The following is a 13,662-nucleotide window of genomic DNA, read 5'->3' as shown; positions in this document are numbered from 1 at the left end:
CCAACAGTCAGGCGCTCCGGGTAAGAAAGTTAATTGCTAAGGGAGTTGACTTTTACTGAAAAATATGGTTTTTGGGAGGAACATCAATTATCTAGACACAGACAGCTTTTGATGATATAGACTGACAATTCGAGCAGTGACTTCGGCAATGCCCAGACCGTCAGTTTCGATCAAAATAGCGTCTGCTGCCTTTTGCAAGGGTGCCACGACGCGGGTGCTGTCGCGGGTGTCGCGTTCTTGAATGTCCTGCTCCAACTGCACTAAACTTACGTTTGGCTGCTGTTGGTTTTTCAGGTCTTGCTGACGGCGTTGCGCCCGTTCGTGAACGGATGCGGTTAAGAAGATTTTAAGTTCGGCATCCGGGAAAACGTGGGTGGAGATGTCGCGACCTTCAGCGACGATGCCTCCCTTTAAACCCCAGCGCTGCTGTTGTTTCACCAGTTCTTGACGGACGTATGGTTGGGCAGCGATCGCACTCACCATCGCTGTCACCTCCAAAGAGCGAATTGCAAAGGTGACATCGTGATCGTTAATCCAGACACGAGTGGTAATCTGGGGATCGTCACCCGTGCTTAACTGAATCTGAGAACGGCTGGCTAACTCGGCTATGCTTGGTTCATCATCTACCCTGATTCCCGATTCCAAAACCAGCCAAGTCAGAGCGCGATACATCGCCCCGGTATCTAAATACAACAATCCTAAAGACTTAGCAACCTGACGGGCTACAGTCGATTTCCCCGCCCCGGCTGGGCCATCAATCGCCACAATCGGCTGGCGATCGCGTAATACTACATTATCAATTAAACGGGTCGATCCCAGTCGGGCGGCGATCGCTAGTAGTCCCGCTTCTTCAACTTTTTCCAAACGCATGAGAGTAGTGGGGTGAACCAGTTCAATATACTCGATTTGTACCTCTGGTACGATAGCAATTTCCTGTTGAACTGTGTCTATGAGAATAGCGCGATCGCGATCGCCTGATTGAAATGCTTTCTTAGCTTGTTGTAAAGAGCGATACAACACCGATGCTTGCTCTTTCTGCTCTAAAGTCAAATACTGATTCCGGGAAGAGAGAGCCAATCCCGATGCTTCCCGTACTATTGGACAACCCACAATCTTGATGCTCCAATTTAGATCCGCCACCAATCGCCGAATAATCGCCAATTGCTGGGCATCTTTTTCCCCAAAATAAGCGTTATTTGGTTGTACCAGGTTCAGCAACTTTGTTACCACAGTTGCGACTCCCTGAAAGTGTCCGGGACGAAAGCGACCGCACAAAACTGATGTCATATTCTCTGGTGGAAGCACCGTTGTGCTGATTGGAGATTGGGAATCGGGAATTGGGAGGCGCGCTACCCCAATCTCCAATCCCCAGTCCCCAGTCCCCAATCCATACAATTCTTCAGCAGAAGGGGCAAAAATCGCATCTACCCTAGCCTGTTGGCACAATTGCCGATCCTGCTCCAAAGAACGAGGATATTGCTGAAAATCCTCACTAGGGCCAAATTGTAGTGGATTGACGAAGATGCTGACTATGACGATATCATTGTGCGATCGCGCACGTTCGATTAAGCTAATATGCCCGGCGTGCAAGGCTCCCATTGTCGGCACAAAGCCGACGTTTTTGCCCTGCCGATGCAAACCCAAGTAGCAGCGCAATCCCGCAATTGTCGTAAACAGGCGCACCAAAACCCCCTTCAATAATTTTGAGTTTTGAGTTGTAGCGGCAGTTCCTTCTGCCTGGAGTGCTGAATTAAAAATATCAACTCAACACTCATAACTCAAAACTCTGAAGGTGGAAACCTAGTTTTCGTCAACTGCTACTGTCTGCGGACGACCTAGAATTTCTAGCTGCACTGGCGCTACCCCACTGCTCGTCATTCCCAAAATTTTAGCAGCACCTGCGGACACATCAATTATCCGACCTCGGATAAAAGGCCCGCGATCGTTAATTCGCACGATTACAGAACGCCCGTTGTTCCTGTTGGTCACGCGCACTTGCGTCCCAAAAGGCAAGGTACGGTGGGCAGCTGTCATTGCATTCTGATTGAATCTTTCACCACTGGCGCTCCGCAAGCCGTGGAATCCATAACCATACCAGGATGCCATACCGCTACTCTGGCCCATGACTGGTCTGGTGGTGAGCCGTCTGTTTGTTGGTGCGGCGGCTCTATTAGCTCTAGGGTTGTAAGCAACCCTCTGGGGTTGTTTGGATAATCCGGCGATTTCCCTCAGTGGCGGTGCATTACCCATCAGGCGGCGGAGTCGATTGGTTGCTTGTAGGGCATCTACAGCAGGGTTGCGAGTTGTGTCTGGCAATATTGTTTTTCTGTTAACTTCGACCAGTTTCTCCCCGTTTACTTTAATGACATAGCTGCCCTTGTCGCCATTCCAACTGACAGCGATCGCACTGGCATCTACGTTTTCTAAACTCAACTGATTCAGCTTAGCAGCAACGGTTGTGGCACGGGCTACCGGATCGTTTTGATTACTGGCATCCGATGACATCTGCTTTGGAAAACCACCCGCACTGCTTAAAATTTCTCCCATCTTGGTGTCTTGTGTGGGAGTCACGCGGGAACCCAGAAAGGTCAGGATTGGGATACTACGGACGTAAAGCGTCGCGGCTTTATACCCTCGTACTTCATGGGGAAGAATTTTAGCTACGACTACTCGATCCAACAGGGTCGCCACACCTACAGAATTATTGCAAGGGCGTGTTGCAAGGCAAGCCATTCTGACTTGGGATTGATATTCTCCCACCTTGACAACTTCTGGCGGCTGTACCCGATTGGAAGTTGCAGGTTGCCGAGAGGCGTTTTTACTTGTCTGCTGCGTCTGAGGAACATTGGACTCGGAAACTTGGTCAAACCTTTTAGCTGACTGGGCATAACTGGATGTAGTCATCCCAATCGTCGTTAACAGGGCTGCAAATATTCCGCTAAAAAATCTTTGATTCATACCTACGGTTGTGAAACGTACTTGGAAGTCGAGGTGTGAGCTAGTTGGTAGTTGTATTGCCAGACAGCTCCCCTTCGGTCATCGATAACTCGTACTCATTCTGTATTCACCCTGGTGCAAGGAACTGAAACAGAGTATCACGAAGTTTTTGGATTGGGGATCAGGGATTTCCTCTAGGTTTTGACAAATTCATCAAAAATTTAATTTTGAATTTCCGCATTTATGCGGAGATGAGTTCCATTTCATCAGGGTTTTGGGCAATTTCAGTTTTCTAGAACTTCATCAAAAATTCATAAAAGATTTAGGCAGTTTATGAATAAGCAAATCAAAAGTCAAAAATCCCAAGTCACCCATTGGGAAAAACGCTGGTAGTAAGACTTTTGGGGCTTAACTTGTTAATAAATTAAATGTGGAACAGCTTATAATTCGTCAGGAGAACCCATAGCCAAGTAAAATACGTCTGCGATCTGCGATCGCTAAACGAGGCGGGGCGTGAACTCATGGATTATCGAGAAGCAGGTGTAGATGTTGAGGCGGGGCGGAGTTTTGTAGAAAAAATCCGCCAAAGCGTACAAAGCACCCACCGTTCTGAGGTTTTAGGTGGATTCGGCGGCTTTAGTGGTTGGTTTCAGCTGCCTAGTGGCTACCAGGAGCCAGTTTTGGTTTCTGGGACGGATGGGGTAGGGACAAAGCTAAAGCTCGCTTTTCAGCTCAACACTCACCACACAGTAGGTATTGATTTGGTGGCGATGTGTGTCAACGATGTGTTGACGTGCGGCGCAGAACCGCTATTCTTCTTGGATTATTTAGCTACAGGTAAACTAAATCCAGAGCAGCTGACTCAGGTAGTTGCGGGCATAGCTCAAGGGTGTCGCGAGTCGGGATGCGCCTTACTGGGAGGGGAAACCGCAGAAATGCCGGGTTTTTATCAGAAAGGCGAGTATGACTTGGCGGGTTTTTGCGTCGGAATTGTGGACAAAAGCCAGATACTGGATGGTTCCCAGGTGCAAGTGGGAGATGTAGCGATCGCGCTTGCTAGTCAGGGTATCCACAGCAACGGGTTTAGTTTGGTGCGGAAAATTGTCGAGCGAAGTGGCGTTGACTTGCACTCCCCCCTAGATGGTCACGATAAGAGCTTAGGGGAGATTTTGTTAACTCCCACGAGGATTTACGTTAAACCTGTTCTAGCGGCACGCAAAGCCAAATTAGAAATTCATGGCATGGCTCACATTACTGGTGGTGGTTTGCCAGAAAACCTGCCTCGCTGTCTCGCTGCTAATCAATCCATCCAGATTGATCCTAAATCTTGGCTAATTCCACCTATTTTCCAGTGGCTATCTGACACAGGTGAAGTCAGCCCGATGGATATGTTTAACACATTCAATATGGGTGTTGGCTTCGTGCTACTCGTACCCCCAAACCACTCCGACCAAACCATCAACCTCTTTGAATCCCAAGGAATTGCCGCTTATGCCATCGGTAAGGTAATTCCCGGTGACGGTCGTATCGTCGGTATCCCCGAATAAGAACCTTCCCTGTATGCCGCGCCCGGATTTATTTTAGGCTGGGCATTCTGCCCGCCTTAGGCTCCGATCGGAGCCTAAGGCGGGCAGTTGTATTTTATAAAGGCGGCACCCAGATTTGAACTGGGGGTGGAGGTTTTGCAGACCTCTGCCTTACCACTTGGCTATGCCGCCATAAGATACCTTGGACATCTTTCTAGACTACTAAGTAGCCAGAAAGTAGCCAGAACCTCTTAGTCTGTTTTTAATGTTACCACGTTGTCCCCAGCCGTCCATAGACTTTTGCTGGATCTTATCTAGTTGGCTTAGTAGTTGCTCAGGGTCTGAGTTTCGTGGGATACTTTGGGACTCTTTGGGATACTCTGGGACAGTTTGGGACATCTTGGGACAGTTTGGGACAAAATATCCCAGACTGGGACAACTTGGGACAATAAGACCCAGATCAGGCACCTAAGAAAAACCCTAGCTGGTAGCCAGGGTAGCCAGGGTAGCCAGGGTCTGATAAGTTATTTTGGTTCTCTAACAAGTATTTGTAGCGTCCTATAGTCTCCTAGAGTGTTTCTGCGTACTGTGATGGCACCATTTGACCAGAGTTCATAGCGATCGCTATCATTTCCGTTTTCTCTTGGCATGATCCACACTGCTGTAGGTGTTCCGTTGTACTTAACCCTACGTCTTTGGTCTTTCATCTGCTTATTAGTTCCTTAGTGACTTAGGCTCGGACTTCTAGGGCTGAAACTATCCGGTCTACTTTCTCTGATAGTTGCTTAAGTAGTTCTACTTGCTCCTGATCGACTTTCCTTACTGAGTCTTGACGGTAAAGCCGCATCATCTCTGTAAAAAGTGCCATGTGACTTTTCCCGTCTCGTTTGGCGGTCTCTTTGAACTCATCGAATAGATCAGCTTCTGTATGGTTTCTTGTGACTAGGCTTAACTGATATCTCATAGCGTCCACTGTTCTAAACATTTAACCTAGACCTAATATAGCTTTCACCCTCTCAGCCTAGCTATTTACTAGCTTATATAAGTTATTATACTATGTCAACCTAGTATATCTGTGAGTTAAGAATGCAGCCTAGAACCTTGTCAGGCTGAGAGGTTTATTTGTGTTAGAACATATTTTGCTAAAACCATTGACGTTACAAGGCTTACTGTTCTAACATAGTAGACATCAGGGGAAAAGAGAAGCGCCCAAGTCTGACAAACCAAACGCCTCTCTTCCCAGTCACCACAGAAAAATAGGAGAGCTAGAACAATGCTAGAGCATAACGAGAACCTACAAGACGACCAGGAAGTTTTTGACTTTATTGGCTATGCCCCTGAAGAGTGGGGTCAGCCTAAATACTGGATGATGCAGAAAGTCTCTTGGTTAGAGAATGGTAGAACGCTGTCTGGCACTATCATCGGTCTAACCTACGATGACCTGAAAGAGGAATGGGACTATGAGATCGCTATTGATCACCAGTTCCGTAAATGCCGGACATACTCTGACCGATCGGACTACTGCTTTAACCTCTACGAAAGCGGTATCGATCATCAGAAACAGCTCTTGGTGCTGGATAAGCTCTTCTGTAACTCCTAATAAACCCTAGGCGTTGGTCTACGGACTGACGCCACCTCTGACTGGACTGAAGTAAACATAGTAGGCTGACCTAAAATGAAAAACGGTAAAGTGTACGCTGCAAAAGTGACTCTGAACAAAGTCTTCAACATCAGAGTATTTCAGACTTCATCTAACCCTACCAAGTATGCCTGTTTAGCTGATGTGGTTGAGGTTATTGGAGAAGACAAAGCATCTCTAGAGTTCATTTTCCAGGATCGTGAAACAGGCAAGTGTCTATTCCCCGATAAAACCCTTAAGGGACATCAGGTGATACCCATAGGCTTTGTTCTAGGTTATTGGCTACAGATGGCAGATCACAATAACCAGGTGAAGGATGAAGGTAACAATGTTGCATTACGCCTGACCCGATCCTTAGTCGAGAAAGGTCTAGAGGAACGTGCTGATAAAGCCCTTAAAGAGGTGAAAGACCGAAAGCGCGTGGACTTGCACCGGACAAATAACGCTGGATAGCACCACCTAGGCGTCAGACCTAACCGAGGCACCTGACACCCTCTTCTGACTTAGAGAGCGATCGCTTGACGGTCGCTCTATACGCCACTAGACTTGAGTAAACCCAATAGGTCAACCTAGTATGAAAGATATTCAACATGTGACTGTTGCGATCGCTGGTTCTTATGTGGATCTGTTTCAGTTACCTGATGGTTCCAGGGTCGGTAGCCTTAGCAGTATGGCTGAAGCTATCGGAAAAAAGGCAAATAGCGCTTTCGACTTTTTAAAGGGAAATAGCGTGGAAGCTTCACCCTATAGAGGTTTGACGCTTTCGACAGTTCCTAAAGGACGTACACGGATCAAGGCAGTCCCTCTAGAAGTCATGACTGCCTACTGGTCATACCAAGCTGAGAAGGGAAACATCCAAGCCAAGTCCCTGATCCGGGCTGTGACTCAAGAGGCGCTAGAAAGACGCTTAGACGGTGCATTAGGTATCCATCAGACTGAGGCACAGTATGAGGAACAGACAACACAGACTCGCGAAAGTTTACTAAAAGACGCGCTAGAAGCTCATGAGGCTTATTTAAAGGTGTACAGTGTTGATCCTAAAGAAGCCTGGTGTAAACCTAAGATACTTTTTGAACACCATCTGCGATATATTCCCGCTGAGGATAGGGCTTTATTGATAGATAAACAGACTCAGCCAGTCCTTTATCAAAAGTGGGTTGTAGACCGGGCAGACTATATCGAGACCGGCGTTAAGGTGACTTATTAGCAGTCATAGGACTAAGGTAAACACGCGATCGCTATCGGCAACTCTAAGCTAAAAGAAAACCCCTAGGACTCCTAGGGGTGATCACCTCCAATAAACTTACTCACACACACACTTTTGTTAACACTCTTGCTACACATAAGTTTTATAGGTTAACAGGCAGTTATGAGTCAAACCAAAACCATTGGTCTAAGACTAGCGCCCCACGTGGCAGAAAAGTTAGATCGGTTATGTCAGCTTAGAGGTCAGTCTAGGGTTGAGTTGGTCACTGATCTGATCATGGGTGTTAACAGGGAAAGTGGCGTTAACACAGCTAAAACCTTACAGGCTAAGGATGTTAACAAAAGTGTGTGTGTGATAGCGGTAGGGACTAAGTTACCAAGCACTTGGGATATTAAAGCTGATGAAGGAGAGAGAAAAGGGCTGCGTGAGAAGATATTCGGTAAACTCTGGTACGTCTTTCCTGAAGACCGGGTTGTAGCTGTCAAGAAAAAGTCTGCTAATGGCACTCAGCAATGGTTAGAAGTGGCTAAGGTTTACCCAGATGAGGTCTGGGATGAAGCTGAGTCCGAGCTTAGAAAGTGTCGTGTCTATTCTCCAGTAACTACGCTTGAAACGTGCCTAAGCGAATATCAGGCTGGACTAGCCTATGAGAGCAACCCCATTGTTATCGAAGCTAAGCAGAAGGGCTTTAAGTTGGAAGACCCTCGGCAGGCTTTCCGCTATGGTCTAGAAAAAATGGTAGAAGCCGCTGATCGCTATTTAACTTTTGCTAGTAACCCTACATTTATAGAGGCTAGTAACAAAGGTTTCATTTTGAACGGTAACTCATGCTTCTGGCAACCCTACCACATCTTACTGGCAAAGGCAGAGAGATACTTAGCCCAGTTAGAGGTTATACCAGTGATCACTGAGGTGCATAGTGCTGGGTCAGAAATGCCGCCAGTCCTTAGTGATGACACCAGGACACCAGAGCAGACCGAGGTATCCCCAGAACATCTGAGGCTGACTATGGAAGAGTTAGCTAAAAGACTGGCAACTCACGACACTGCTAAAGCTATACGGGCTATGGTAAATACACTGACCACAATAGGCGCAAAGCCACTGGGAAAAGGTTGGACTAAGAAAATAGATCCAGACCAGCTAGTCTGGCTACCAGTGGATGACACTAGGGAGGAATGGGTAGCCAAAAGACCTTAGAGTAGCGTTAGTGCTAACAGTGTCGTGTAGTTGCAAGTCTAACAAGATGATAGGTAGTAACTACTTATATCGATATTTCTTATAGATAAAAGTAGCCTGGTACTCTAGCAACTTAGTTGCAGTACCAGGCTTTAACTTTGTTAGGCGATCGCACATACCCCACCGACTTCTAAATGTGTGGGGTTGACATATCTAGTCAGCATAGTCCACTCTTGAGAGCAGCACATTAGAGTGAACCCGTGATGCTACTGATAGCTAATATCGTCTCCAAAGGTGAGAACAAAGTAGAGACCCTAAACAACCTCAAGAAAAACCAGATCCTAAAGAGAATAGAGGAGTATCTGAAAGATAAGCACTCCGGGGAGAATGTAGCATTAGCATTAGCCTGTGAGCTGACATTACCGTTTGAGGATGATGAGTTACAGGCTAAGGACTACATCACCCTAGGTGAGTGGTTAGAAGGGAAACGGTTGGAGCTGTCTTTAGGGGACAAACAAAGACTAGCTAACCTGGTAGCAGATAAGTACCTAGCTGAATATGGTAAGAAACCAAAGGTTGTTGCCCGTAAGAACGATCAGGGGCATTTTAGGAATAAAGCTAACGGGTTCCATCCTAGTCAGATATGGATACTGGAGACAGCACTGAAAGAGCTAAACCACAAGGACATTATCTGGACTAAGGCAGATGAAGAACCCGACCGTCAGAATGGGTAGCCCGGACAAGTTCCCCCATATGCCATAGCGCCACACACTAAACCTGATGACTGGAAAGGTTTTGATGGGGTTTTTGGTGGTGGTCGGGACTACGGTAAAGACTCTGATATCTACCGGATGTTCCATCAGCTAGAGGCACCTCTAGTAGAGAAACTGCCCAGGAAGTACGCACCAGATGACCTAGAAGATAGAGACTTTGTTAGCTATGACTCTATCATCTCTGGTAGATATAAAGACCCATCCATAGCACAGACAATAGCAGCCATTTACTCTGAGATGGATAGGCGCTACAAGTTACGCGATCGGGGTATTGAGAACTGGGAGATCCATAACTGGTACGTTGATGAGATACCAGCGATCGCTACTAACCTTAACCTTTTCAAAGACGCTATGGCGATGCTAGTCCTAGAGGCTCGGAAGGTAGGCATCAGACTGTGGCTACTAGCTCAGGGGCAAACAGTGAAGCTGATGGGCTTAGAGGGTAAGGGCGAAGTCCGAGAGTCCCTGACCTATGTCAGACTTGGTGACTTTGCCATTGACCACTGTAAGCAGCTAGTCAGAGCTGAAGAGTTAGAGAAAGATGATCTAGTCTGGCTGAAAAAGCAGGAGTATCCAACGATGGTGCAAGACCAGTTAGCCGTCAGACCCTCTTGGGCTGAGATGAAAAAGGTCATCAATGCTGGTATTGGTCGAACCAGTTCGATAAGTTCGACAGCGCCTAAAAACGTTTCGATAACGCCCATCGAACTAAACGTCGAACCTGTCGAAAACGTGGAGCTAGAGCCAGTTTCAGCCCATCGAACTTATCGAACCACAGAACTTTTAGAGCCTCAAAACGGGCATAATAGCACTTCAGTTTCGATAGGTTCGGCAGGTTCGACAGCGGTTTCGGTGTTCAGGCAGGGACTATCAGAAGTTTTATCGCAGATGGTGAAACAGCCAGAACCCGACAAGCAGACTATAAAGAGACTGACCCAGCTACTAATAGACGCTAAAGAGGTCAAGTCTAACCCGGTTGACCGAGAATGTCAACATCTAACAAATAACCCCTAAACTGGCATCTAGGGGTCTTGTCTTGAAACTAGGTATAAACCAAGTCTTATTATTATTATTGTAGCTGAAGGTATAATAGAATGCTCATTCTGACTTGGCTAAAACTCAGGCACCTCTGAGACGGTAGCGCCCGCATAGTGTTTTAGGACTACCTCTGGACTGTTGCCAACTAAAGAAGCTACCTGGGAAACCGTTAGACCGTTAGCCAGTGCCAGAGTAATAAATGTATGTCTAGTGTTATATGGTGGTCTGTATCTCTCAACTAGACCCTGACGGACTAGCTCAGTCACGATGCCTCGGTAGGTCTTACCCCCGACCTTACAACCTCTCCAGACTTGGTTAGTAAACTTTCCGTTATGGATGTGCTGACCTTTAGGGCTAGGAAATACTAAAAGGTCTGTCTTAGGTCTGTCCGGTCGGATAGCCTCTAGGAGTACCCTGAGAGACCTATTAACCGGGAACCGTCTAGTCTTCCCGGTCTTGGTAGTCTTCCGGATGTCTAGCTGGCTATCATAAGACTCTGAAAAGATAACCCAGTCTAGACTAGGGCTAATGTTACCCCAGGTCAGCGCGATCGCCTCACCAGTCCGGCACCCAGTGGCAAATAGGAAACTAACAAAGCTGTGATAATGGTTCTTATTCTCTTGGAAAGCTTCTAGGATAGCTTGGCGTTCTGAAACGGTAAACGGGTCTATCTGGCTAGTTGCCTTTGGTCTCTTGATGCTGCCAGCTACCCCCAAGAACGGGTTAGTCTCTATCAGCCCGGAAGCTACTGCCCAGTTACAACAGGCGCTAAGGTAGGTTAGGACTCTCTTAGTTGTATCAGCAGAATGCTGGAATAATAACCAGTCTCTGATGACTGAGACCTGACTAATGTCTCTGGTCGGTAGCTGGTCTATATGGTTCTTATATTTTCTAACGTAGTCTTTCTGATATGTGGTCTCAGCTATCTGAGGTCTCATATAGTCCGAGTATTTAGACCAGAGACTAGCTAGGTCTTCTGGCGATCGCTTGACTACTTTTTGTTTCTGCTGGAAAGCTGACTTGTAACGCTCTAGGCTGGTGTCTAGCTGTCCGGTCTTGATGTCTTCTTCTATCTGCCAAGCTACCGCTTGTGCTTTCCTAAAGTCTTCAGGGGTTAGACCAGTGCTGATATACCTAGCGCTACCTTCTGCTATTACCCTAGGCAGTCTTAGCCTTAGCCGTCCGTTTCTCTCTTCTATACCTATCGCGGTCTTAGTAGCCATCTGGTAGCCAAGATAGGACTAAACCAGACTAAGAGAGGTTATTCTACAGGAACCTAGCCTCTTTCTTCGGTTTTGCAGACCTCTGCCTTACCACTTGGCTATGCCGCCATAAATTCAGATTACTACTATACCAAATTTTAACGATTACTTACCTACAGAAAAATTCTTAGTAGATTATCGCTGTATTTACAGGCAGATGTCCATTTCCGGCGCTATATGTGATGACGATCACATATGGGGGGTTCCTAGATCGCAGGTATTTGACGATCTCTAACGGTAATGTATTACCCATCTAAAGGCGTAAGTGTTTACACGGAGTTTTTAATATTCATCTATCTTTAGACTTATTTTATTAACTTGTTCCGTAGGAAAGCTATAAATCGATGTTTACCTATTAGAGCAGAGCCATTGGGGTTTAGTGTCCTAACTATTTTTCTTTGAGCCGCTACTAGATTCCATTACAAAACTTTATGATTCCACCCAAGCCGCTTGCGATCGCTCAAATCACAGATATTCACCTGTTTGCCGACACCAAAAAAGAATTATTAGGTCTTCCTACGGAAAAGTCATTTCATGCAGTTCTAGAGCAATTGCAAATACTATTGCCTCAGCTAGATATGCTACTGCTGACTGGGGATTTGTCCCAAGATGGCAAGGCGGAATCATATCAACGGTTGGCAGAATTGCTGAGTCCCTTATCCATCCCAACCTACTGGGCACCAGGCAACCACGATCAGCCTCTGGTAATGCAGCAGGTGTTAAAAGAGGCTCCCATTTCTCCAGAAAAGTCTTTTGCAGCCGGAGGCTGGCAGTTTTTGCTACTTGATTCTCATGTTTCTGGTTGCGTGCATGGCAAACTATCGCCAGATAGCCTAGTTTTGCTGGACACGCAGCTAAAGCTAGCAAGCGCAAGACCTACCCTGATCGGTTTTCACCATCCACCTTTTCTCGTGGATTCAGATTGGCTAGATGGCAGCACACTACAGAATCCAGAGGAACTTTTTGCTGTTATAGATGGCCATCCTCAAGTTAAATTGGTGATTTTTGGTCACATTCACCAAGAATTTTATCAGCGGCGTGGCGGTGTTCACTATCTGGGTAGTCCTTCTACTTCGATTCAATTTGAGCCTCACAGCCACAATTTTTCCCTAGATAAAGTAGAGCCAGGATTTCGTTTATTAAATTTATATCCTGATGGCTCTTTTGAAACTAGAGTGCAGCGGGTTACTTACGTGCATGAACTGGATTTGGCGGCAACTGGTTATTAGAAAACCTGGGGAATAATTAAAGGCTTTCATGGTATCAAGTCCGGGGAATGCGAAATGAAACTTCAATTCCCCCCAATAAGCTTTAACCGAACAGTCTTGCACAGCGATCGCTCTAAACGTAAACTATCTGTAGTGCATTTGTTTAGGTGGTGTTATGCCTAAAGTCATATTATTTATTGCATCTAGTTTAGACAGCTATATTGCACGCCCTTCTGGTAATGTTGACTGGCTGTTTACAGACCAAGATTACGGTTACTCGGAGTTCGACGCTGGCGTTGACACCGTTGTTATGGGCAGAAAAACCTATGAACAAGTTCTTACTTTTGGAGAATATCCGTACAAAGGGAAAAAGAGTTATGTTTTCACAAGGCATCCTTCCTGCCAATCGGACAACAACGCTGAATTTATCGCAACAGATGTGAAGAACTTTGTAGATGATTTACGTCAGGTTGATGGAAAGAATATCTGGTTAGTGGGAGGCTCTCTATTAATTCACGATTTCATCAGCAAAAATCTTGTGGATGAGCTGATTCTTTCGATACACCCAATCGTCTTAGGCGAAGGAATCCCACTATTTTCTAATCAATTAACCACTACATTTTTGAAGCTGACTGGATGTCAGACATACAGTTCGGGATTGGTTCAGCTATCTTACAATTTTATGGGTTGAACGCGATCGCTACTGAGGTGTTATACAAATTCATGTTTTTCCCGCTACACTAATCGCTTTTCGGTAGTGCCAAAGATGTAATGATATAGAGATAGACCTGACGTTGTTCTTTTTCTCATGCCTGGTTGTCCCAACTGTGCTTCCTCCAAAACAGTCAAAAACGGTCACATTCATAACGGTAAACAGCGATTTAAGTGTCATGAGT

At 46.2% G+C, this 13,662-nt stretch carries 14 protein-coding genes and 1 tRNA gene; 9 read left to right on the top strand and 6 right to left on the bottom strand.

Annotated elements, in window-relative coordinates:
• Positions 1–87: 87 nt before the first annotated feature.
• Both H6F63_RS27480 and H6F63_RS27475 read right to left on the bottom strand, forming a co-directional pair.
• Positions 88–1,683 carry a bifunctional pantoate--beta-alanine ligase/(d)CMP kinase gene (locus H6F63_RS27480; protein WP_190640470.1) on the bottom strand — a complete coding sequence of 532 codons (1,596 nt, stop codon included), beginning with the start codon at positions 1,681–1,683 and terminating at the stop codon, positions 88–90.
• Between the two features lie 117 nt (positions 1,684–1,800).
• A complete protein-coding gene (locus H6F63_RS27475) occupies positions 1,801–2,904 on the bottom strand; it encodes a septal ring lytic transglycosylase RlpA family protein (RefSeq protein ID WP_242020177.1) in 1,104 nt (367 codons plus the stop codon).
• Between the two features lie 554 nt (positions 2,905–3,458).
• On the opposite strand from H6F63_RS27475, the gene purM reads away from it, so the two are divergent.
• On the top strand, positions 3,459–4,484 hold the full coding sequence (purM, locus tag H6F63_RS27470) for a phosphoribosylformylglycinamidine cyclo-ligase (protein ID WP_190640468.1): 1,026 nt from the start codon (positions 3,459–3,461) through the stop codon (positions 4,482–4,484).
• A gap of 100 nt (positions 4,485–4,584) precedes the next feature.
• Here the strand turns inward: purM and H6F63_RS27465 are convergent.
• The 3 genes from H6F63_RS27465 to H6F63_RS27455 form a co-directional block, all read right to left on the bottom strand.
• Positions 4,585–4,655 (bottom strand) — tRNA-Cys (locus tag H6F63_RS27465).
• Between the two features lie 332 nt (positions 4,656–4,987).
• Entirely contained in the window at positions 4,988–5,170 is a 183-nt protein-coding gene (locus H6F63_RS27460; protein ID WP_190640467.1) for a hypothetical protein, read from the bottom strand.
• Positions 5,171–5,193: 23 nt separating this feature from the next.
• Positions 5,194–5,331: a hypothetical protein gene (locus tag H6F63_RS27455; protein ID WP_190640466.1), complete on the bottom strand. Its 138-nt coding sequence runs from the start codon at positions 5,329–5,331 to the stop codon at positions 5,194–5,196.
• A gap of 405 nt (positions 5,332–5,736) precedes the next feature.
• On the opposite strand from H6F63_RS27455, the gene H6F63_RS27450 reads away from it, so the two are divergent.
• The 6 genes from H6F63_RS27450 (at position 5,737) to H6F63_RS27425 (ending at position 10,272) form a co-directional block, all read left to right on the top strand.
• Complete coding sequence (locus H6F63_RS27450) at positions 5,737–6,063, top strand: hypothetical protein (RefSeq protein WP_190640465.1); 327 nt, start codon at positions 5,737–5,739, stop codon at positions 6,061–6,063.
• Positions 6,064–6,138: 75 nt separating this feature from the next.
• Positions 6,139–6,555: a hypothetical protein gene (locus tag H6F63_RS27445; RefSeq protein ID WP_190640464.1), complete on the top strand. Its 417-nt coding sequence runs from the start codon at positions 6,139–6,141 to the stop codon at positions 6,553–6,555.
• A 121-nt stretch (positions 6,556–6,676) separates the two neighbouring features.
• On the top strand, positions 6,677–7,309 hold the full coding sequence (locus H6F63_RS27440) for a hypothetical protein (protein WP_190640463.1): 633 nt from the start codon (positions 6,677–6,679) through the stop codon (positions 7,307–7,309).
• A 162-nt stretch (positions 7,310–7,471) separates the two neighbouring features.
• Positions 7,472–8,506, top strand: coding sequence for a hypothetical protein (locus H6F63_RS27435; RefSeq protein WP_190640462.1), 1,035 nt, complete (start codon positions 7,472–7,474; stop codon positions 8,504–8,506).
• Positions 8,507–8,745: 239 nt separating this feature from the next.
• Positions 8,746–9,219 carry a hypothetical protein gene (locus H6F63_RS27430; protein ID WP_190640461.1) on the top strand — a complete coding sequence of 158 codons (474 nt, stop codon included), beginning with the start codon at positions 8,746–8,748 and terminating at the stop codon, positions 9,217–9,219.
• A 117-nt stretch (positions 9,220–9,336) separates the two neighbouring features.
• Positions 9,337–10,272 (top strand): hypothetical protein, encoded by a 936-nt coding sequence (locus H6F63_RS27425; protein WP_190640460.1) that lies wholly within the window; start codon positions 9,337–9,339, stop codon positions 10,270–10,272.
• Between the two features lie 98 nt (positions 10,273–10,370).
• Here H6F63_RS27425 and H6F63_RS27420 read toward each other — a convergent pair whose 3' ends face one another.
• Complete coding sequence (locus H6F63_RS27420) at positions 10,371–11,519, bottom strand: tyrosine-type recombinase/integrase (RefSeq protein WP_190640459.1); 1,149 nt, start codon at positions 11,517–11,519, stop codon at positions 10,371–10,373.
• Positions 11,520–11,989: 470 nt separating this feature from the next.
• On the opposite strand from H6F63_RS27420, the gene cpdA reads away from it, so the two are divergent.
• Together cpdA and H6F63_RS27410 are read left to right on the top strand one after the other, a co-directional pair.
• Positions 11,990–12,787: a 3',5'-cyclic-AMP phosphodiesterase gene (gene cpdA / locus H6F63_RS27415; RefSeq protein WP_190640458.1), complete on the top strand. Its 798-nt coding sequence runs from the start codon at positions 11,990–11,992 to the stop codon at positions 12,785–12,787.
• A gap of 154 nt (positions 12,788–12,941) precedes the next feature.
• Positions 12,942–13,457: a dihydrofolate reductase family protein gene (locus tag H6F63_RS27410; RefSeq protein ID WP_190640457.1), complete on the top strand. Its 516-nt coding sequence runs from the start codon at positions 12,942–12,944 to the stop codon at positions 13,455–13,457.
• The last annotated feature ends 205 nt before the right edge of the window (positions 13,458–13,662 follow it).

This window comes from Trichocoleus sp. FACHB-40 (assembly GCF_014695915.1).
In the GTDB taxonomy this organism is placed as follows: domain Bacteria; phylum Cyanobacteriota; class Cyanobacteriia; order Cyanobacteriales; family FACHB-T130; genus Funiculus; species Funiculus sociatus.
This window is presented reverse-complemented; position numbering and strand designations above follow the sequence as displayed.

Coding starts and splice junctions, on each gene's coding strand:
- purM (WP_190640468.1), top strand. CDS start 3,459: ATGGATTATCGAGAAGCAGGTGTAGATGTTGAGGCGGGGCGGAGTTTT.
- H6F63_RS27450 (WP_190640465.1), top strand. CDS start 5,737: ATGCTAGAGCATAACGAGAACCTACAAGACGACCAGGAAGTTTTTGAC.
- H6F63_RS27460 (WP_190640467.1), bottom strand. CDS start 5,170: ATGAAAGACCAAAGACGTAGGGTTAAGTACAACGGAACACCTACAGCA.
- cpdA (WP_190640458.1), top strand. CDS start 11,990: ATGATTCCACCCAAGCCGCTTGCGATCGCTCAAATCACAGATATTCAC.
- H6F63_RS27455 (WP_190640466.1), bottom strand. CDS start 5,331: ATGGCACTTTTTACAGAGATGATGCGGCTTTACCGTCAAGACTCAGTA.
- H6F63_RS27475 (WP_242020177.1), bottom strand. CDS start 2,904: ATGACTACATCCAGTTATGCCCAGTCAGCTAAAAGGTTTGACCAAGTT.
- H6F63_RS27425 (WP_190640460.1), top strand. CDS start 9,337: ATGTTCCATCAGCTAGAGGCACCTCTAGTAGAGAAACTGCCCAGGAAG.
- H6F63_RS27410 (WP_190640457.1), top strand. CDS start 12,942: ATGCCTAAAGTCATATTATTTATTGCATCTAGTTTAGACAGCTATATT.
- H6F63_RS27440 (WP_190640463.1), top strand. CDS start 6,677: ATGAAAGATATTCAACATGTGACTGTTGCGATCGCTGGTTCTTATGTG.
- H6F63_RS27435 (WP_190640462.1), top strand. CDS start 7,472: ATGAGTCAAACCAAAACCATTGGTCTAAGACTAGCGCCCCACGTGGCA.
- H6F63_RS27420 (WP_190640459.1), bottom strand. CDS start 11,519: ATGGCTACTAAGACCGCGATAGGTATAGAAGAGAGAAACGGACGGCTA.
- H6F63_RS27445 (WP_190640464.1), top strand. CDS start 6,139: ATGAAAAACGGTAAAGTGTACGCTGCAAAAGTGACTCTGAACAAAGTC.